Origin of the sequence: Aliikangiella coralliicola (assembly GCF_007004725.1) — a bacterium.
GTDB lineage: Bacteria > Pseudomonadota > Gammaproteobacteria > Enterobacterales > Kangiellaceae > Aliikangiella > Aliikangiella coralliicola.
Window position 1 is genome coordinate 447,417 of sequence record NZ_ML660160.1, and the last position, 20,275, is coordinate 467,691.

Annotated in this window: 20 protein-coding genes and 2 riboswitches; of the genes, 19 read left to right on the plus strand and 1 reads right to left on the minus strand. The window is 42.0% G+C overall.

The window, feature by feature from the left end:
- Window positions 1-55: 55 nt before the first annotated feature.
- Window positions 56-2,461 (plus strand): zinc-dependent metalloprotease, encoded by a 2,406-nt coding sequence (locus tag FLL46_RS01635; protein WP_142891675.1) that lies wholly within the window; start codon window positions 56-58, stop codon window positions 2,459-2,461.
- A gap of 208 nt (window positions 2,462-2,669) precedes the next feature.
- A complete protein-coding gene (locus tag FLL46_RS01640) occupies window positions 2,670-2,981 on the plus strand; it encodes a hypothetical protein (RefSeq protein WP_142891676.1) in 312 nt (103 codons plus the stop codon).
- 33 nt (window positions 2,982-3,014) lie between these two features.
- Here FLL46_RS01640 and FLL46_RS01645 read toward each other — a convergent pair whose 3' ends face one another.
- Window positions 3,015-3,779, minus strand: a complete 765-nt coding sequence (locus FLL46_RS01645) for a helical backbone metal receptor (protein WP_142891677.1) — start codon at window positions 3,777-3,779, stop codon at window positions 3,015-3,017.
- A gap of 433 nt (window positions 3,780-4,212) precedes the next feature.
- Here FLL46_RS01645 and FLL46_RS01650 point away from each other — a divergent pair, with 433 nt between their 5' ends.
- The 17 genes from FLL46_RS01650 (at window position 4,213) to FLL46_RS01730 (ending at window position 20,215) form a co-directional block, all read left to right on the plus strand.
- On the plus strand, window positions 4,213-4,788 hold the full coding sequence (locus tag FLL46_RS01650; RefSeq protein WP_142891678.1) for a cob(I)yrinic acid a,c-diamide adenosyltransferase: 576 nt from the start codon (window positions 4,213-4,215) through the stop codon (window positions 4,786-4,788).
- Window positions 4,766-5,188, plus strand: a complete 423-nt coding sequence (locus tag FLL46_RS01655; protein WP_142891679.1) for a hypothetical protein — start codon at window positions 4,766-4,768, stop codon at window positions 5,186-5,188. Before FLL46_RS01650 ends, FLL46_RS01655 begins: the two co-directional genes overlap by 23 nt.
- 270 nt (window positions 5,189-5,458) lie before the next feature.
- Complete coding sequence (locus FLL46_RS01660) at window positions 5,459-5,869, plus strand: hypothetical protein (RefSeq protein ID WP_142891680.1); 411 nt, start codon at window positions 5,459-5,461, stop codon at window positions 5,867-5,869.
- A gap of 23 nt (window positions 5,870-5,892) precedes the next feature.
- A riboswitch (cobalamin riboswitch) is annotated at window positions 5,893-6,143 on the plus strand.
- 103 nt (window positions 6,144-6,246) lie between these two features.
- The gene (locus tag FLL46_RS01665; RefSeq protein ID WP_210418566.1) at window positions 6,247-7,137 is read left to right on the plus strand and encodes an ABC transporter ATP-binding protein; all 891 of its coding nucleotides are present in this window, start codon (window positions 6,247-6,249) and stop codon (window positions 7,135-7,137) included.
- Window positions 7,127-8,191 (plus strand): FecCD family ABC transporter permease, encoded by a 1,065-nt coding sequence (locus FLL46_RS01670; protein WP_142891681.1) that lies wholly within the window; start codon window positions 7,127-7,129, stop codon window positions 8,189-8,191. Before FLL46_RS01665 ends, FLL46_RS01670 begins: the two co-directional genes overlap by 11 nt.
- 51 nt (window positions 8,192-8,242) lie before the next feature.
- Window positions 8,243-9,271 (plus strand): nicotinate-nucleotide--dimethylbenzimidazole phosphoribosyltransferase, encoded by a 1,029-nt coding sequence (gene cobT, locus FLL46_RS01675; protein ID WP_142891682.1) that lies wholly within the window; start codon window positions 8,243-8,245, stop codon window positions 9,269-9,271.
- Window positions 9,268-10,020 carry an adenosylcobinamide-GDP ribazoletransferase gene (locus FLL46_RS01680; RefSeq protein WP_142891683.1) on the plus strand — a complete coding sequence of 251 codons (753 nt, stop codon included), beginning with the start codon at window positions 9,268-9,270 and terminating at the stop codon, window positions 10,018-10,020. The genes cobT and FLL46_RS01680 overlap by 4 nt, the downstream gene beginning before the upstream one ends.
- A gap of 1 nt (window position 10,021) precedes the next feature.
- The gene (cobU, locus tag FLL46_RS01685) at window positions 10,022-10,540 is read left to right on the plus strand and encodes a bifunctional adenosylcobinamide kinase/adenosylcobinamide-phosphate guanylyltransferase (protein WP_142891684.1); all 519 of its coding nucleotides are present in this window, start codon (window positions 10,022-10,024) and stop codon (window positions 10,538-10,540) included.
- 110 nt (window positions 10,541-10,650) lie between these two features.
- Complete coding sequence (locus tag FLL46_RS01690) at window positions 10,651-11,277, plus strand: histidine phosphatase family protein (protein ID WP_142891685.1); 627 nt, start codon at window positions 10,651-10,653, stop codon at window positions 11,275-11,277.
- Between the two features lie 38 nt (window positions 11,278-11,315).
- Complete coding sequence (locus FLL46_RS01695; protein WP_142891686.1) at window positions 11,316-12,806, plus strand: cobyric acid synthase; 1,491 nt, start codon at window positions 11,316-11,318, stop codon at window positions 12,804-12,806.
- 56 nt (window positions 12,807-12,862) lie between these two features.
- Window positions 12,863-13,456, plus strand: a complete 594-nt coding sequence (gene cobO, locus FLL46_RS01700) for a cob(I)yrinic acid a,c-diamide adenosyltransferase (protein WP_246119248.1) — start codon at window positions 12,863-12,865, stop codon at window positions 13,454-13,456.
- Window positions 13,453-14,310 (plus strand): cobalamin-binding protein, encoded by an 858-nt coding sequence (locus FLL46_RS01705; protein ID WP_210418567.1) that lies wholly within the window; start codon window positions 13,453-13,455, stop codon window positions 14,308-14,310. Before cobO ends, FLL46_RS01705 begins: the two co-directional genes overlap by 4 nt.
- 87 nt (window positions 14,311-14,397) lie before the next feature.
- Window positions 14,398-14,563: riboswitch (cobalamin riboswitch) on the plus strand.
- A 59-nt stretch (window positions 14,564-14,622) separates the two neighbouring features.
- Entirely contained in the window at window positions 14,623-16,458 is a 1,836-nt protein-coding gene (locus tag FLL46_RS01710; protein ID WP_142891688.1) for a TonB-dependent receptor domain-containing protein, read from the plus strand.
- 164 nt (window positions 16,459-16,622) lie between these two features.
- A complete protein-coding gene (locus FLL46_RS01715) occupies window positions 16,623-17,216 on the plus strand; it encodes a histidine phosphatase family protein (protein WP_142891689.1) in 594 nt (197 codons plus the stop codon).
- Between the two features lie 8 nt (window positions 17,217-17,224).
- Window positions 17,225-18,214, plus strand: coding sequence for an adenosylcobinamide-phosphate synthase CbiB (cbiB, locus tag FLL46_RS01720; protein ID WP_142891690.1), 990 nt, complete (start codon window positions 17,225-17,227; stop codon window positions 18,212-18,214).
- Window positions 18,215-18,344: 130 nt separating this feature from the next.
- Window positions 18,345-19,475, plus strand: coding sequence for a threonine-phosphate decarboxylase (locus tag FLL46_RS01725; RefSeq protein ID WP_142891691.1), 1,131 nt, complete (start codon window positions 18,345-18,347; stop codon window positions 19,473-19,475).
- A complete protein-coding gene (locus tag FLL46_RS01730; RefSeq protein ID WP_142891692.1) occupies window positions 19,472-20,215 on the plus strand; it encodes a hypothetical protein in 744 nt (247 codons plus the stop codon). Before FLL46_RS01725 ends, FLL46_RS01730 begins: the two co-directional genes overlap by 4 nt.
- The last annotated feature ends 60 nt before the right edge of the window (window positions 20,216-20,275 follow it).

Below are 20,275 nucleotides of genomic sequence, written 5' to 3' on the forward strand. Positions count from 1 at the left end.
ATTAGTTGAATCACGAAAATCTGTACTCGCTAGCTCAAATTATAAGGAACAAATCATGAAAAAAGTGCTGATCACCTTATGTGGTGTATTCTTTTGGTCAGTTCTAAGCGTTGGGGCAAAAACATTATCAGAATTACAACAGCTTTATAATGTCGATAAAGGTTTTGTAGGGGTCATTCACGATAAAAAAGAAGACAAAATTTATCTGAAAATTGACAACCTGGATAGAGAATTTATCTATCAGACTAGCTTACCCTCTGGGCTGGGCTCAAACGATATTGGTCTTGATCGTGGTCAGTTAAGCAACACTCGTTTGGCGGTATTTGAAAAGAGAGGCAATAAAGTCTTTTTAAAACAAATCCCGACTGATTTCCGCGCCATCACTAAAAATCGACAGGAAGCCAAAGCACTAGAAGAGGCGTTCGCTTCATCCGTTTTGTGGGGCTTCCCAGTGGTGGATAGTAGCAAAAATTGGGTTTTGGTCGATGCCACTGATTTCATGTTGCAGGACATTCACGGTGTTGGTCGAAGATTGGAGCAGAGAAAACAAGGTAGTGGGTATCGGGTTGATAAATCTCGCTCTTCCTTCTACATGCCTCGTACAACCAGTTTCCCTGATAATACGGAACTTGAAGCTATTATTACTCTCACCGGAAACAAGCCCGGTAACTATTTGCGACAAACAGCACCTGATGCTCACGCGATTACCTTAAAAATGCACCATAGTTTTGTTCGCTTGCCGAAAAAGGGATATAAGCCGAGACAATACCTGCCGAAAAGCGGCTACTGGACTGTGGAATACCAGGATTACGCTTCACCAATTAACTCAGACTTAACCAAACGGTATATTGGCCGCCATCGGTTAGAGAAGAAAAATCCTGATGCTGAAATGAGCGAAGCGGTTAAGCCGATTATTTATTACCTGGATCCTGGCGTACCAGAGCCGGTTAAATCTGCGTTAATTGATGGCGCCATGTGGTGGAATGAAGCTTTTGAAGCAATTGGCTACAAAAATGCGTATCAGGTAAAAATGCTACCGGCAACGGCTGATCCTATGGACGTGCGCTACAACGTCATTCAGTGGGTGCACCGCTCAACACGAGGTTGGTCTTATGGCGCATCGGTCACAGATCCTAGAACCGGAGAAATTATTAAAGGTCACGTCACGCTGGGGTCATTGAGAGTTCGTCAGGATTACCTGATTGCGCAAGCGTTAATGGCGCCATTTACTCAAAATGAAGATGATAAAGCGCTAATGGATTTAGCGTTAGCGAGGATTAGACAATTGTCGGCCCATGAAGTTGGACACACCTTAGGACTTAACCATAATTTTGCAGCAAGCACTTATGGTCGAGAATCTGTTATGGATTACCCACACCCACAGTTCCAATTACAGGGAAATAAAATTTCTGCGCCCAACGCATATGGCGTCGGCCTTGGAAAGTGGGATATGGCCGCCATTGCATATGGTTATCAAGAATTTAAAGACGACAAAGAAGGTGCCTGGTTAAAGCAACTTATTGCACAAAATGACTCAAAAGGCTTGTTGTACATTTCTGACCCTGACGCCAGAAGTCCAGGCAGCCCGCATGCTAAAGCAAGCCTTTGGGATAACGGTCGAGATGCGGTGATTGAGTTTGAGGCGATGAAGAAAATCCGTGAAGTGGCATTGAAAAATTTTGGTAGTCGCAATCTGAAACGTGACAGGCCCTGGTCTGATCTGGAAGAGCTTTTGGTACCGGTTTATTATTTCCATCGCTATCAGATTGCCGCGGTTGCTAAATGGCTAGGCGGACTAGAGTACGAATATTCGATTAAACGCAATAGCCAACCAGCAAAAGTACGGGTTGTCTCCGGCGAAAAACAAGCTCAGGCGTTGAAATCGATGTTATCTTCACTTGAACCCCAGTTTTTAAAGCTTTCGCCAGAATTGTCTTCTAAATTGCCGCCTAAAGCTGCCGAATATTATCGTTCACGCGAGAGTATTCATGGCAACACTGGTGTTGCTTTTGATCAGTTGGCTTTAGCCAGTGCGTCGGCTCAGCACACGTTAGGTCTCATTTTTAACCCACAGCGACTTGCCAGGTTAATTGAGCAAAGTGCAAATGATCCAACAATTCCATCGATTGACTCGATAGCAACAGATATCCATCAAGCGATTATTGAGCAGAATTATGACGGAATTGAAGCGAGTATCCACCAATCTGTCGTTGATTTGATTTATTCTAATTATTTAAATCTTTTACACAGCGATAAAGTTTCACAACAAGTTAAAATGCAAATTCTTGGTGTGTTGATGAAAGAAAAAGATTATTTACTAAGGAAGTTAACAGCGGTGAGAAAGACATCGAGTTATTATGGGTTTTATGCTTATCAGTCAAAACGATTAGAAAATCTTTCAGTTGACGGTACCGGTAAGTTGATTGTGTTACCCAAAATGCCTCCTGGCTCGCCGATTTAAAAGCGAGACTAGAGCTTTACATTTGGTTTATCACTAGTTTCTTTGCATTAAAGGGCCAACTTGCTGGCCCTTTTTTGTGTTTAATCTCAGGTTATTTAATTTTATCTCTGGTTCAACTTAGCGAGTCACGCCTTTATGAGAATATCTGAAACCAGAGGTGTCATTTTAATTCAGTCGTTGTATAAAAATAACTTTTCAGGGAGTACAAATGAAATTATTAACTAGCGCTTTATTCATACTAATGTTTACCGGTAACCTGTCCGCAACCAATTTTGATTATCAGTCAATTGCCAAGCGTTACAAGGGGACGTCTTTAGTTGCTGACAAATTTAAGAATGCCAAAATGCAAGGAGAATGTCTGGTTGGTCTAAAACAATTAAACTTTCGAAAAAAGGATGATTTTGATCCAATTGCAGAGTGGTCTACCTATCGTTCAAATTCCTTATTAGAGCAATATTCCCCATGTGAAGTTTTAGTCATGATGGAAACGGCACAGGTTGAATTAAGGAAAAATAAATAGTTCTTGTGTTATTTGAAAATAGACCAATAAAAATTAGTAGTCCTCTATTTTAAGGCTGAGAGGGCTTACTAAAGATTCTAAAAAATTTAAACTCCTGATCCCATACCAGGAGTACTTTTCTCCATCGATCAGACCACAGCTAAACCCGAGATCGAGCATTTCAGTTTTGTATCGTTCAAATGGGTAAGGCTCACTAGAAAAAAGCAGCACGACATTTTCCCTGGAGTAATGCTCAATGTTAACTTGTGGATACTTTTCAGGCTGCTTAACTTTAGCTTGTTGTAATCCACAAAAATCGAGCACTGATTGAATAAAAGTATTTTCGCCGATTGCCATCCAGGGATCTTGCCAGATTAAGTATTCAACGCTTGTTTGACTGGTAGGTTCCTTCCACCATTCAATCACACCGGGTAGATCTTTTAATGAAGGTAACTGATAGCTGGTTGTGCTCACTTTACGCCAGCGATTGGCTATTTGTTCTAATTTCGCATTGCTGATCTTTTTCGCCAAACGGGTGAGTTCAACGGCCACGTCGTTGATACTGGTGATATGGAGTGCAATATAGTCATATGGGCAAGAAGTGGCCATTTCCAGCGTATTTTCTTCTTTGTCGAGGATAACCAAATCTGGTTCTAAGTGCGCAACTTTTTGCCAATTGATGTCTTTGGTGCCGCCAACTTTAGGAATCGAGTCAAGGGAATCTGCTGGATGAATACAAAAGCGTGAGCGACCAACAATATCCGCTTCACAGGCTATCAGAGTCTCGGTAATCGATGGTACCAGGCAAATGATTTTCATTAGTTATTCGTGCCAATCTTGAATTTTTATTGAAAAGATAATGAAGTCAGTAAACTATGTAAATATTTCACAATTTTTCGTGTTTTTATAGCAAATTGAGAAGTCTAAACCGTTTCTATTTTAAAACATCTTCTATAGAATACGCGCGCTTTAGTCGAGTGTATGGTTAAAAAATAATCTACTCTGTTCGACTAACCAGTAACCGGAAAATTTATCTAACGGCAATTGCGGTCAAAATGTTAGAGTTAGTTGATTTTCAACAAGTTAAAAGTAAATTGACGCGTTATTATAGGACTGATCTTATCACTGTAATTGGTAATATCGAAGCAGGTAATCTTCGGCGCTTTATTGCTCTCAACGCTTTGTATTATCAGTAGCTTAATGATGGGCTTGTACTAGTTAATACAAACACTGACTAACACTGGAATTGAATATGGGAAATCGACTCTCAAAACTCGCGACGAAAACGGGCGACGATGGAACCACCGGAATAGGTGGGAATCAACGCCTGGATAAAGACTCGGCACGTATTGAAGCAATTGGTACTGTCGATGAGTTGAATGCGGCAATCGGCATGACCTTGTCTCAACCGGTTGAAAGCGACATCGCATCTACCTTAGGCGAAGTACAGCACCGGTTGTTTGATTTGGGGGGAGAGCTGGCGATGCCAGGTTATACGCTGGTTAAAGAAGAACATGTTGTGCAGCTGGATGACTCACTTGAAACCTTCAATCAGCAGTTACCGCCTCTTAAAGAATTTGTATTACCGAAGGGGGATTTGGCGACAACAAGCTGTCATTTAGCGCGCACCATTTGCCGTCGTGCAGAACGACGGATTGTTACGCTGGCGCGGACCGACGAGATTAATGACAATGCGCGCATTTATCTTAACCGCTTATCGGATCTTCTGTTTGTGTTTTGTCGAATTCTTGCTCGTGTCGATAATGCCGGCGAGGAAATGTGGCAATCTAAACGGATCAGGGCAAATGACACACCTGAGGAAAAGTGAGGCGTTGGCCAATACAGCAGAAAAGTACTTTGTTGAAATTGACTCGACAAATTCGCTGGCGCACCTTGTGTATTTCGGTAGCATCACGCTTAAAGACGTTGTCGGTAGTTTTTCTGCACTAATCAGACACCCCGATTTTGTTCACAATATGGACGCCTGCTACGATTTGTCGCAAGCAATTGTCGAAATCGACCTGAATGAAACTGAAATTTTTTCGCATTTTGTCGAAGGGCTTCGCGATCGTCGCGGAGCCAATTATAGAATCGCTTTTATCTGTGGTGACGAGATGACGAAAATGTTGGTAGATTTCTATCGATTATTTCTGGCTCGAACTGATATCGAATTATTTAACACAGATACCAAGTCTTCAGCAATGGATTGGCTTTGCGAGCCAGCTTGATTGCTTTTCAAAAAACTTCGCATTTCTCATCATAAATTTCGTTAGTTATTGCTAACGGTTATGTCTTATCTTTAGGAATTTCAAAATTATTCTTGCTATTTAACACAAAATAGAAAACACTTAAACATATTCCGCTAACTACCTGATTTTGGGTTGAGTTTGTTGTTTCGCGTTACGAATTTAGCGGTTTGATTATCCATTTCAGGTTTTATTTTCAAATCAGTGCGTTCTAGTTATCCAATTCTAATTATTAGGAGTCAATAAAAATAAATGGCATCGCAAAAGCAACAGCAACAAGCTTCGTCACTGACTATTACAATCAATCAAACTGGCGATTACGCCGATCTGATATTTGACGGACCCGTTACTAAAGAGTTGCTAAATGAGTCATTTGTTAAACTAACCCAACATCCGCAGTTTAAGTTTAATATTAACGCTTGTTATGATTATTTGAATGCTTACCCAGAAATTGGCATGGCTGAAATTGAAGAACATGCCTATTTTGTATCCAGCCACCTGAACAACCGGGGTTTTAATTACAAACTGGCAATGGTGGCCAATGACACTTTATGTAAAGCGCTTTTGTCAGTTTACAAGCTACTTATTTCTAAAACGCCGGTCGATGCACAGGTGTTTACCTGTAAAACCGAAGCGATCCGCTGGCTAATGAGCGAAGATTAGTCCCTGTCCTTAACCTGTGGTATAATCGCGCCGCAAATTTCGGTGCGCTAAGCGCTTAATAGGGAACACGGTTGAATTCCGTGGCTGTACCCGCAACTGTCAGTAGAGCGACAAGCCAAACCACTGGTGCGAATTCTCATAAAATCGAGGCCTCATTAAATCGAGAAACCTCATTTTATCGAGAAACGCGTCGGGAAGGGGCTTGAGCCTGGAACATCCAGGTTAGAAGGTTATCTCTACAAGCCAGGAGACCTGCCGATAATTTCTATTTTGTAGCTAATCGAGCGGGTTACTCGGTGGTGTGATGATCGCTTTTCCTTTCATTACTTCTCCCAGACACGGCCGCTTTTTGTTTTTTCGTATTCCAGGTGTTTCGGGTGTCACAAGATCGATCAATCCTCAATAATCCAAATAGTAATGACTCGAGCCCGAATGATTTGGATGCTGATCATTTGAGCGAATATGCCGATCAATCGGAACCGGCAGGGTTGTTAAAAGCCGAAAAGTTAACTTGGGCGGTCGACGGTAAAACGATTCTCGACGATCTTTCTTTTTCTGTTGGTTCAGGCGAATTTGTTGGAGTCATTGGCCCCAACGGTGCAGGTAAGTCTTCACTACTCCGGTGTTTATACCGCAAAAACCAACTCACTTCAGGCATGGTCGAGTTTGCCGAACAGTCACTCAACGACTATACAATGCGCGGCCTGGCACAAAAGATTGCGGTAGTTTTACAAGAGCCGCCCACTCGTTTTGAACTAAGCGTTGCCGATGTTATCCGAATGGGATTAACTCCCAATAAACCACTCTTGTCATTTGATACTCTCGATGATCAAAAAGCTGTTGAAGAGGCGGCAGAGCAAGTAGAACTGTCTGACAAACTAGAACAAGAGTTCAACTCTCTGTCCGGTGGTGAAAAGCAACGCGCAATGATCGCAAGAGCTATTTTGCAAGCACCAGAACTTTTGTTAATGGACGAGCCGACCAATCACCTCGATGTGCGCCACCAGATAGAGGTATTAGAATTGGCTCGCTCGTTGAACATATCGGTTATTGTCAGCATCCATGATTTAAATTTGGCGGCGGCATATTGTGATCGACTTATTTTACTGAATCGTGGAAGAATCGTTGCTCAAGGGGCACCTGAATTGGTTTTAACCAAACAGCAGATCCAACAAGTATTCGAAGTTAATGTTCATGTGGATCAACACCCCTTTAATCGAAAATTAAGGATCACTTATGATTTAGGTGGCGAAAAACATGGAAGATAGAATTCAATTTCGGCTGAAAGCCGACAAAGCACAACAAGGCTTCACTTCGCGTTTTTCTTTATTCTCGGTGGCTGCTGTTTTGCTGCTGGTTTTCAGTGCGCTTTTAGCCACTGGTATGGGAAGTGTTAACTTATCGCTCAGTGAAGTGCTGAATAGTTTGCTCTATTGTCGCAATGATTTGAATGATAATTGTCTGGTTGACCCAATCAGTCGGCAGATCGTTTGGGATATTCGCCTCCCACGTATTTTAATGGCGTTGATCACCGGTGCGGGGTTATCGGTGACAGGAGCTATTTTACAATCGGTTACCAGAAATCCCTTGGCGGATCCTTATTTGTTCGGCATTTCTTCCGGTGCTTCGCTGGGAGCGGTCATTGTAATGGCTGTTGTTTCTACTGCGATGGTTTCTATAACGATGGGGGCTTTGATCGGCGGCGCTTTTTCGGTGCTGTTAATGTTAGTTTTAGCCGGTCGTGCCGCGGTTCAGGTTGAACGGTTATTACTTTCCGGGGTTGCAGTTTCATTTATGTTGAGCGCCTTCACCAGTTTAATCTTGTACTACTCTAATCCGGAAACCGCCGCGACATTACTATTCTGGATGATGGGCAGTTTTTCAAACAGCCAGTGGAATGAACTCTGGTTACCAACCGGCACATTATTAGTAGGCGTGAGTTTATTTTTTATTTATCGACGTTGGCTTATCGCTGTTCAGGCTGGCGACGAAAGCGCGCTTACGTTGGGGATCCCTGTTAATCGTTTGCGTCTTTCTATGTTGATTGTTTGTTCGGCGATTACAGCGGTGTTGGTTGCTCATGTTGGTGGTATTGGCTTTGTTGGATTGATGATCCCACACATTTCTCGATTTATTGTCGGCGCTCAAATTCATCGCATACTTTTTATGTCTTTGATGCTCGGTGGAAGTTTTATGATTTGGGTTGACGTAATTGCTCGTTCGTTATTAAAACACCAGGTTTTACCGGTTGGAATTGTCACCTCTGCAGTAGGGAGTTTTTTCTTTTTTGTGATATTAAAACATCGGACGCGATTAAGATGATTAATGCTATGAATAGTCCTTGTTTTAGCTGCAATAGTTGGAGAGATAATTATGTTTGATATAACACCGTTAACAGACTCTAAGCGAACTGCTATTCAACAAAAAATTGATCAAAAAACCAAACCACCCGGCGCCTTAGGCAGATTGGAACAATTAGCCATGCAATTGGCATTGATCACAGGAAGTGATGAAATTATTTTAAATAAACCAACCATGTTGGTATTTGCTGCCGATCACGGTATTGCAAAAGAAGGAGTGAGTATTGCTCCGCCGGAAGTTACGCAACAAATGGTCCTCAATTTTTTAAACGGCGGGGCAGCAATTAATTGTTTTTGCCGTGCCAACGATATTGCGCTTGAAGTGATTGACGCGGGAATTTTGGTGCCAATTAACGCACCAAAGTTAACCATGCAATCACTTGGACGAGGAACTAATAACTTTGTCACTTTACCAGCAATGAGTCTGGAGGCTGTAACCAAAGGTTTTTCGCTAGGGGCGAAAGTTGTTTACAGAATGGCGAGTGAAGGTTGCAATGTATTTGGTTTTGGCGAAATGGGAATTGGTAATACTTCGTCGGCATCGGCGTTAATGAGCGCTATTACCGGAATTCCAGCGGAAGAGTGTGTTGGCCGAGGAACCGGAATTAGTGATGAGGTGTATCAGAAAAAACTTTCGTTAATTCAAAAAGCACTCAAACGGCACAAAAATTCCTTTGACGATACGAAGCAGATATTGTCAGCGCTGGGAGGATTTGAAATTGTTCAAATGGTCGGCGCGATGTTAGCTGCCGCCGAATGCAATAGTGTTGTTTTAGTCGATGGTTTTATTGCTACAGTGGCTGCATTGGCGGCAGTAAAAATTAATCCAGCGGCTAGAGATTATATGGTGTTCTGTCACCAGTCTGAAGAATCGGGACACCAAAAACTGCTGCAATATTTGCAAGCAACGCCTCTATTAAGCCTTGAGTTAAGACTAGGCGAAGGAACCGGTGCAGCGTTGGCGGTTCCGCTTTTGAAAGCGGCACAGGCTTTTTATAATGATATGGCTAGCTTCGATAGTGCTGGAGTGGATGCTGTATGAGTCGCGTCAGAGAACAGCTGAATCTGTTTTATATTGCGTTGGCATTTTTAACGCGAGTTCCAGTGCCAGAGAATGTCGATTATTCTCAAAACAAACTGAATCAGGCTAGCCGTTACTTTCCGCTGGTAGGTTGGCTAATTGGTTTTGTTACTGCGGTTGCTTATTGGATTACTGCGCAAATTCTTCCGCAGCAGATTGCAGTTATCATTTCGATGTTAGCTGGTATTTTACTGACTGGTTGCTTTCATGAAGATGGTTTGGCTGACACCTGTGATGGTCTGGGAGGCGGTTGGACCAAAGAGCAAAAGCTCTCGATTATGAAAGACTCAAGAATCGGCACTTATGGCGCAACAGCACTCTGGTTTGCCTTATCAATCAAATTCTTTGCCTTATCAAATTTGGACAATATCGTTATCGCATTAATCGTTGCCCATCCTTTGAGTCGGGCTGTTTCAACCGTTCTTATTTTTCTTTTACCTTATGTGACAAGTTCAGATAACGCCAAAGTGAAACCGCTCGCGGAAACTCACTCGAAAAGTGATCTTCAATTTAGCCTGGTTATTGGCGCTTCATCACTTTTGTTAGTGCCCACCTCGATTATTTGGATTGTTGGCGTTTTACTTTTGAGTGTTTTTGTTATTCGAATTTTTTTACGTAAACAAATTCAGGGCTTTACTGGCGATACCTTAGGAGCGAGCCAGCAGGTCTCAGAACTTTTAATTTACTTTGTATTGTTGGCGAGACAATAAAATGATCCATTTAATACTCGGCGGTGCTCGTTCAGGAAAAAGTCGTTTCGCGGAAAACGAAGCGGCTGCAAACAATGAAACTGTCACTTATGTGGCAACTGCGACCATCAATGATGATGAAATGCGAGCGAGAATTGAACATCACAAAAATTCGAGACCAGAAGACTGGCAACTGGTTGAAGAGCCATTTAATTTATCGAAAGTTATTGAAGAGATGGATGGCGGAACATTAATTATTGAGTGTATGACTTTGTGGCTCAGTAACTGGCTTTGTACCAATGACACCGAAGGATGGAAAGAAGAAAGAGAACGATTTTTTGTATCGCTAAAAAATAGCCAGGCAAATATCGTTATTGTGTCGAATGAAGTTGGGAGCGGTGTGGTGCCTATGGGGGAGTTAAGCAGAGATTTTGTTGACCAGGCAGGTTGGCTAAATCAGGAGTTAGCGAAAACTGCGGCCAAGGTCACTTTAGTTGTTGCCGGATGCCCAATCAGTTTAAAACCAAAAGAAGATGCATAAAAAACTGCCCGTTTTGTGCAGACTAAATTAATTGAAATACTCAGGTTCAGGTTTGAAATACTAAACTGAAATACCAAAATTGAAAAATACTTAAACACTAAAATATAGATATGACAACCGAGATTTTCCTGGTGCGACATGGTCAGCCAGTATTACAAAATGCACTGTTAGGTTCAACCGATTCACCACTGAGTGAGCTTGGTTGGCTGCAGTTAAATGAATCCTTTTCCAAATTAGTTGAAATCGATTCTATCGTGTCCAGTTCACTCAGTCGTTGTGCTAGCTTTGCGCAGAATTTTGCCGAGGAAAACGATGTAAATCTGATAATTGATGGCGCATGGCGAGAGTGCCACTTTGGTCAATGGGATGGACAAAGCTATCAACAATTACATCAAAAGTACCCGCAACAAGTCAGTCAATTTTTTAGTGACCCAGACCAATTCCCACCGCCCGGCGGAGAATCACTGAAAGCATTTAGTGAGAGAGTAGAGAAGGCGCTAAAAAATTTAGTCATGCAACATAGTGGGCAACGTATTGCAGTTGTAACCCACGCAGGCGTTATACGAACATTGGTCGCCTGGTGTTTAAAAATGGACTACGCCTCTGGTTTACATTTCAGGCGTTTCGCGGTGGATTATGCCAGCATTACCCACTTATCAATTTATCAAGATGATAAGTTTTACCCTCAACTTCTGGGCTTAAATCAGCGTCCAGAATTAGCTGAAGTAACGGTGTAGAAGTCGTGAAACGAATTGATTTCTGGAGAGCTAATTGAATGGTACAAGGTAGTTTAATGATACAGGGGACGACTTCCGATGCTGGTAAAAGTATTTGTGTGGCAGGATTATGTCGCGTATTAAAACGCAAGAAAATTTCTGTCGCGCCTTTTAAGCCGCAGAATATGGCGTTGAACAGCGCCGTGGCAAAATCTGTTGGACAACCGGAGGTGGGCGGAGAGATCGGTCGTGCTCAAGCTTTGCAGGCTGCTGCTTGTGGATTGGAACCGACAACTGATTTCAACCCGGTGCTATTGAAACCTTCTTCGGATATGAAATCTCAAGTTATTATTCATGGACAAGCTGTTAGTGAATTAGAAGCAAGAACCTTTGGTGACATTAAGTCGATGGCGTTTGAAAAAGTGTTGGAATCATATTGGCGATTAAAAAAGCAGTATGATGTTGTGTTAATTGAAGGCGCTGGTAGTCCCGCAGAAGTTAATTTACGAAAAAATGATATTGCCAACATGGGATTCGCGGAAGCCGTCGATTGCCCAGTTGTTTTAATCAGTGATATTAATCGTGGTGGTGTGTTCGCCCATCTTACCGGGACGGTAAATTTGTTGTCCGAATCAGAACAACAACGAATAAAAGGATTTATTATCAACCAGTTTCGAGGGCGAATAGAATTACTTCAGAGTGGATTAGATTGGCTGGAAGATTATTCGAATAAAAAGGTTTTGGGCGTGCTGCCTTATCTAACTCAATTAAAATTGGATGCGGAAGATGCGATTAATTCGGAGAGACATCAGCAGTCGGCTAGTATCAATATCAAAGTGCCGGTATTGCCCAGGATTAGCAATCATACCGATTTCGATCCTTTAAAGTGGCACCCAGATGTCAATCTTCAATTTATAGGTGGCGGAGAATCTTTAGAAGGCGCAGACCTGATCATTTTGCCTGGCAGTAAAAGTGTCAGAAGTGATTTGAAATTCATTGAAGAGCAGGGGTGGGATAAACAAATAAAACGTCATTTACGTTATGGCGGAAAACTGCTCGGCATTTGCGGCGGCTTTCAAATGTTGGGCAATGTTATACGAGATCCGGAAGGTATCGAAAGTCATGCAGGCTCCAGCCAAGGGCTCGCTCTTTTCGATTTCCAAACCAACTTAACTCAAGCGAAGCAATTGAAACGAGTCAGTGGACAATGCCACATCGATGAAAGCTCAAATGAAATTTCGGGCTATGAAATACATTGTGGCAATAGTGAAGGAGATGCGCTGCAAAATGCGTTCGCGACGATTACTGACCAACAAGGAAATACTTACAAAGATGGTGTAATTTCTGAGGATAAACAAATTATCGGAACCTACATCCATGGTTTGTTCGAATCGAAGAATAGTCTGGCGTCAATATTAAGTTGGATCTCAGGTAAAGAACACGTCGTTAAAGGTTGGAATGAAACGCGAGAAACTGAATTGGAACGATTAGCCGATTGTTTTGAAGAATATCTGGATATTGACGCGATTATTCAGACTATTGAGAATTGATTTGATAAAAACAAAACAAGCAAGTAAAAAAACATTAACTGCAAATGGGTAAGACGATGGACGAACAAGAAAGACATAAACGAAAAGCGCAAAAGCAAAAAGAAAAAGTTGATGCGAATGTCGCGCGAGCACAAATAGAAAAAGGCGTGATGATCGTTGTTACTGGAAACGGAAAAGGTAAGTCGACTTCTGGCTTTGGTACCGTTGCCAGGTGTGTTGGTCATGGTTATAAAGCCGCTGTTGTTCAATTTATTAAAGGTAAATGGGATTGTGGAGAGCGAAGCTTGCTCGAACAACACGATGTGCCTTTTGCGGTAATGGGAACAGGATTTACCTGGAATACCCAAGATAGAGCAGGTGATATTGCCGCAGCTGAAAGCGTATGGGAGCAAGCAAAGAAATTCCTCGCTGATCCTCAATATCACCTGGTGTTACTTGATGAGTTAACTTATATGCTTGGTTACGATTATCTTGATAAACAAGAAGTTTTAGATGCCATTAAAAACCGACCGGAAAATCAATCGGTTGTTGTTACCGGACGCGGGGCAGTGAGAGAACTGAGAGAATTAGCGGATACCGTGAGTGAAGTCAAAGAAGAAAAACATGCATTTAAAGCGGGCATCAAAGCGCGTAAAGGAGTCGACTGGTGAGGAATCTACGACTGGTCTTATGGCTTGTTCTGTCGTCGAGCTTAGTTTGGTTTTCGGGATCTTTAGCTGCTGGCGAAGCTAAGAAAACTGAACCGGCTAAACGTATTATCGCTTTGTCGCCGCATTCGGTTGAAATGCTTTATGCTATTGGCGTCGGTGATCGCATTGTGGGAACGGTTGAATATGCTGACTTCCCGAAAGATGCGCTTAAAATTCGGCGTATAGGGAGCTACACCGGCATACAGATTGAACAGGTTGTTGCGCTAAAGCCTGATTTAATTGTTGCCTGGAAAAGTGGAAACAAATTGGCTGACTTGAATAAATTAGAATCACTCGGGTTGAATATCTATTATACGCATCCCAAAAAAATGGATGAAATTAGTCGAGATCTGATTGTATTAGGAAAAAAAGTCGGCGCGGAAAAAAAAGCTCAACAAGTCGCAGAGCAAATCACTAAAAAGTACGATGAAATAAAGTCGCGATACAAAGATAAAAAGAAAGTTAAAGTTTTTTACCAGCTATGGCATGAGCCACTTAGAACTATTGGCCCAAAAAGCTGGATTGAATCTTTGGTCAATGATTGTAATGGAAGTAATTTATTTCATGATGCGGATGCACCTTATCCCGTGGTTTCTCTGGAAAATGTTTTAGTTAAAAATCCGGAAGTTATTGTCATTCCTCATCACTCAGGAGAAGTTGGTGCAAAAAAAGAAATTTGGAATGGTTGGGATAATATTAAAGCAGTAAAAGAAAAACGAATTTTCACTATGAATGGAGACATTCTTCATCGTTTTGGTCCACGAGCTATTCAGGGACTGGAGAAACTTTGTGAGGCGATTGATAGCGCCAGGTAGTGCGCCTTGTTAAAGCATTTTTACTAATTTGATAAGTAAGAGTAGAGAATTTTGGATTGATTTTGACATTGTTAAAATCTAACAGGGAAGTGTTTTGGTGAGCTAAGTGGTTCGAGTAAGAATCGAACGTAAACGGGAAATCGGTGAAATTCCGACGCTGCCCCCGCAACGGTAATAGTAATAACTGATCTCTATTAATCATAGGTGATATTTTTACTTTAGCCCGGAGACCGGCTTAGTTAAATTTTTAAGTAGGGGAGTAATCCCGTAGTCGATGACGCGGTGGGCGTCATTTTATAAAGGTAAGATAAAATGAAAAGAAGTTTTGTTGCGCAGTCGGTTGCGTTAGTTCTAGCATCTTCAGCCTCGTTTGCTGTTTTAGCTGATGACTCAGCATTAGTTAATGATTCTGCAGATGACGATAGTGTTATTGTTGTCACAGCTAATCGGATGAAGCAAGATATCAATGATACGCTGGCTGACGTTGAAATTATTGACCGGGCTGAAATCGAGAGAATTCAACCCCAGTCATTTGTTGATTTGTTGGTAAATGTGGCTGGAATCGACTTTGTGCAGAGAGGTGGGCATGGTCAGGAGACTTCCATTTTTAGTCGTGGGACCAATTCGAACCAAACATTAATTTTGATTGATGGGGTGAGAGTAGCGTCAGCTACTTTGGGAGTAAAGTCTGTTTCTAATATTTCAATTTCGCAAATTGAGCGAGTTGAAATTGTAAAAGGCCCACGCGCTGCCTTGTGGGGAAGTGATGCTATTGGCGGTGTCATCCAGATTTTTACCCGTCGTTTTTCACCTGGCGAACATAAAGTTTCGGCAACAATTGGTTCAAATGGTGCTCGCGAAATCGATGTCTCAGTTGGGGTGGGTAGCGGTGATTTTGTTAATACGATTACCTATGGTCGAAGAGAGACTGATGGATTTGACGCGCGAATTGATAACGAGCCAGATGACGACGGATTCGAGTACGATAGTTTAGCGATTCGAGGTGATTATCAATTATCTGACTATAATACTGTGGACTGGGTGGTACAGGCGGACGAAGGTAAAAATGACTTCGACACAACCTGGGGCGGCAATGTATCTCACTTTAATAATTATCTATGGAATTTGCGATTTAATCACGAAAACAACGGTTGGAATAATCAACTGGCGGTGAGTGGTGTTCGTGATCAGAGTTTTTCTACCGGCAATGGCGTTACTCGCGAAAGTGCCGGTGTTTTCGAAACCCGTCGTCTTCAATACTCAATCCTTACACGAAAAAGTGTCACGGATGAACTGTCGATCGGCGGTGGAATCGATCGATATGAAGATAGCATTGAGAAATCGACGGCTACCTATGCGAATGAGAACCGTCAAACGAAAAGTTTTCACGTGAGTGCGAATTATGTTGGCGAAACTTTCCTTGCCGATTTTGCTGTACGTAAAGATGATGTTGAACAAGTCGCTAATGAGAAGACATTTAACTTCAGCTTCGGCTATCGATTGGATGACGACAACTTGTTGAGTTTAAATTATGGCGAAGGATTTAAAGCGCCTACTTTTAACGATCTCTTTTACCCTCAGGGCGGTAATCCAAACTTGAAGTTTGAGACTTCAGATAATTTGGAGCTTTTGTATAAAGGGGTTTTCACTGATAGCAGTTTAACTGTGAGTGTTTATGATTCTGAAATTGAAAACCTGATCCAATGGGTGCGTGGTAGCAATGGTATCTGGTCTCCACAAAATGTTGGTGAAGCGGAAATTTCAGGCGTTGATGTTAGTTATAGCCTTACTCAAGGAGACTATCAACATGAAATAACTGCTAGCCGAGTTTCGGCAGAAGATGCTAACTCAGGTGATCCGCTGATCAGAAGAGCAAAAAATCATTTTGGTTATCAAATTTCATTTGCTAGTGACAAGTTTGATTGGTTTAGCCAATTAGAATATGTCGGTAAGCGCCCTGAAGTCGGCGATATTGAGTTAGATAGCTATACCCGAGTCAATGTTGGCGTCGGCTATCAATTTGATAATCATTGGCAGTTGAAATTTAAAGTGAATGACTTGTTTGATGAGGCACCTACGACTGTTGCTGGTTACAACCCGATTGAACGAGAGTTTTATCTCACGGTTAGTCACCAGAATTTATTCTAGCCTCTCGCAATGTGTGGCGGCAGATTAGTCGCCGCACATTGAATATTAAAATAGTGTCTTAACCGAAATAGTATCCTAACCGATAGATTACTGTTACTAATAGACTGTTAATTTGCCTTGAAGCGAATGAAAAAATTAGATATTTGTTGATTGAGCTGTCAATTATGGAAAAACAAAAAACCTGTTTTTATCTTGCTCGTCACGGCGAAACCCAGTGGAATAAAATTCGTCGATTGCAAGGTCGGCTTGATAGTAGTTTGACCGTTGCCGGTAAAAATCAGGCGACTCAAATTGTAGAATCTTTATCGCGCGCCGAAATTGAATTGATTGTTTCATCGCCTTTAGGACGGGCGAAATCAACAGCAGAACTCTGCCGAAGTAAAATTTCTGTTGAATTAAAAATTCATGATTTATTGGTAGAGCGTCATTTTGGTGATTGGCAATCGAGCTACTTTGATGATTTATCCGATAAGGAGCACTTCGAGCAGGTTTTTTTCCAGGTGACCGAGCATGCTCCACCGCGAGGAGAAAGTGGTCTTGAATGCGGTTCTCGAATTCAACAGGCATTATCCGATATTGCGCAATCTCACTCAGAATCCAAAATTCTAGTGGTTACTCATGGTGATGCAATACGTTGTTTTATGGCGACATTAGCGCAAGACAGTCACTGTGATGCATATAGTCAGTATGGTAATGGAAAAATCTTTCCGATCAATTATTGCCATCAATTCGAACGATTCACATCTGTTGGCTCCTGAGCATTGCCATGTTAACCGGTGTTCTGGTGTTATCAATTGCGATCATTATCGACCGATATTTTGGTGAGGTGAGTCGCTTTCATCCGCTGGTTGGGTTTGGTAATTTAGCGAATCAAATCGAATCGCGTTTTAACAAAAAAATGCTTTGTGGGCGAAGTCGAGTTCAAACATTAAAAAGGCTTTATGGTTTTTTCGCCTGGAACATTGTCGTGCTGCCATTGCCGGTCAGTTACTATTTAGCCTCAACCTCTCTTCCATCTGAAGCTATTTCCAATTGGCTGTTTATTTTACTAGATATCATTGTCGTTTATTTTGCGATAGGGTTAAATAGTTTGAAACAGCATGCGTTAAATATTGCTGAACCCTTAGCAAATAAAAATATTACCGCAGCGAGACAAGCAGTCAGTTTAATCGTTAGCCGAGAAACCCAATCAATGGATGACAAGGCGATCGCCCGAGCGACAGTTGAATCTGTGCTTGAGAATGGACATGACGCAGTTCTTGCCAGTTTATTTTGGTATGCGGTAGGCGGCGCGCCGTTGGTTATTTTACACCGTCTTGCAAACACATTGGATGCGATGTGGGGTTACAAAAGCGAGCGTTTTATTCATTTTGGTTGGTTTGCTGCCAAAGCTGATGATTGGCTTGGTTGGCCTTCTGCTAAAATAACCGGCGCATTTTATTTACTCGCAAAACCGCGGCGTTTAATAAACATTACTCGAATCATTCGTCGCTCGTTAATGCAAAGTCGACGCTATAAAAGTTTAAATGGCGGGTGGGTGATGGCCATGGGAGCAAATGTTTTGAAAATAAAACTAGGCGGAGTGGCTGTTTATCACGGTCAATCCACTGAGTCGGTTGTTCTGGGGCAAGCAGAGCCCGCGGCGACAACAGATATCAACAGAAGCCTGTCGCTAGTTGAACGCGCAAGTATTTTGTTTGTATATGTGTTGATGCTAATCTCGGTTTCTATCTGGTTTATATTTCCGGGGTTTTAGTTTCATGATAGATCGTTTTATTTGAGTCGGTTTCATTAGAATTGGATTGGACGGTTTAGTTCGGTGAGTTAATTGAATGGGGTTAATTAATATATGATAGAGTTAGTTAAAATATGAAGAGTCTATTGCAATGAGTTTGACACATGGCGGCCAACTCAACTCAGTTGCTGAGCAATTTGATCTAGACACAGAGGGCTGGCTCGATCTGTCAACTGGCATCAGCCCTTTTAGTTACCCTGTTTCTGATATTCCCCAGTCAATTTGGCGTGAGTTGCCTGTTCCTTCGGCTAATCTGATTCAACAAGCGACAAATTACTATAGTGGAAATAATTTATTATCAATCAGCGGTTTGAATGAGAATATTCACACAAGTCGTTTAATGGTCACCAATGGCAGTCAGAGTGTTATTCAATCGTTACCTATGGTTAAACGTAAAAATATTTCCAGCAATAGTGATGCGTCAACCATTCAAGTTTTCGTGCCTGAAGTCGGCTACAAAGAACATGAAAAAGCATGGCGTGATCAAGGTTTTAAAGTCGTTCATTATCGGAAGCTTCCTCAGCCTGAACAATTGACCAGAAATTGTGTGGTGGTTGTGATTAACCCTAATAATCCCGGAGGGGAAAAATTTGCGGTAGATAGTCTGATTGCCCTCGCTACAAATTTATCGGAGCTTGGTGGTTGGTTGGTGATAGATGAAGCTTTTATGGACGTATTTTCTCACCAATGTTCGATGATTACTGAAGTCATGAAACAGGAAAGCTCGTTGAGTGATTGCGTTATCGTGTTACGTTCAGTAGGAAAGTTTTTTGGATTGGCCGGAATTCGTATTGGCTTCGTTTGTACAACAGAAGATATTTTGGAGCAACTCCGTGATATGCTGGGGCCGTGGCAAGTGAATGGCCCTGCGTTGTTGATTGCCGAAAAGGCGCTTGGTGATTTAGAGTGGCAGCGTCGGCAACGCGAACGGCTTTCTATTCAGCGCTCAAAATTGCAAGCGCTTTTGACAGTTCAATTTGAATTAGATGAAATTGTTGGAACTGATCTTTTCCTGACGGTAAAGACAAATTCGGCCGAGCAGTGGTTTGAAAGGCTCTGCCGCCACAAAGTTTATGTTAGGCTTTGTGACGAAAAGAATGCGATACGTTTTGGTATTCCTGATGATACTGGTTTGGAAAGGCTGCAGCTAGTTTTCGAAAAAATTAGCCAAGCATATCCTGAAGAGCAAAAGCCTCAGTCTATTCAGGGGAGAGACCAATGAGCCAACTAAAATTCGATGGCAAGGAGTTATCTGAGCAAGGGCTTAATCTTCATGCTATTTTTAAGATCGCTGATTTACCTGATGTGGTTAAGACGCAACTACTCGAATGTAGTGAAAATCTTAAAGCATATAATCAACTGATTGTTATTGCCCACGGTGGGAGATTGATGTGGCAGAAAGTCAAGGAATGGCAAACTCGTTTGCAGCCTCATGGTGAGAAAAATTCGCCGTTAAAATCGAAAGATCCGATTGATGATTTTTCGACTGAAATGGTCACTCAATTTTTTGCTCAAAGGTTTGCTGAAAATGAATTTGAACTCATTTTTCCGAATAACCCGGCACAAAATAATAAACCGATCGGACTACAAAAACTGGGCGAATTGGCGGGGTGGCATCATCCTTCACCGTTTCGAGTCGGAATTAATCAAGAGTGGGGAAGTTGGTTTGCTTATCGTGCCGTGGTGTTGGTAAAAAGCCAATACCAGCTGATTACTCATACCTATTTATCACCATGTCATAATTGCCATGACAAACCGTGCATTAGCGCATGTCCTGCTGAAGCCCTGCGTGACGGCGATCTGTCATTAGAAAAATGCCTGGATTATCGGAAAAAGCAGAATTCCCTCTGTGAGAACCGTTGCCTGGCTCGACTGGCTTGCCCAATCGCCAAATCGAACCAATACAGTGAAGAACAGGTCAATTATCACTATCGTTTATCTCTGGATACTATCACTAGTTAAGCTAAATCATTGTTATTCTTGCAAAAGTAGTGCATCACTTGCTATTCTGAAGAGGCATTT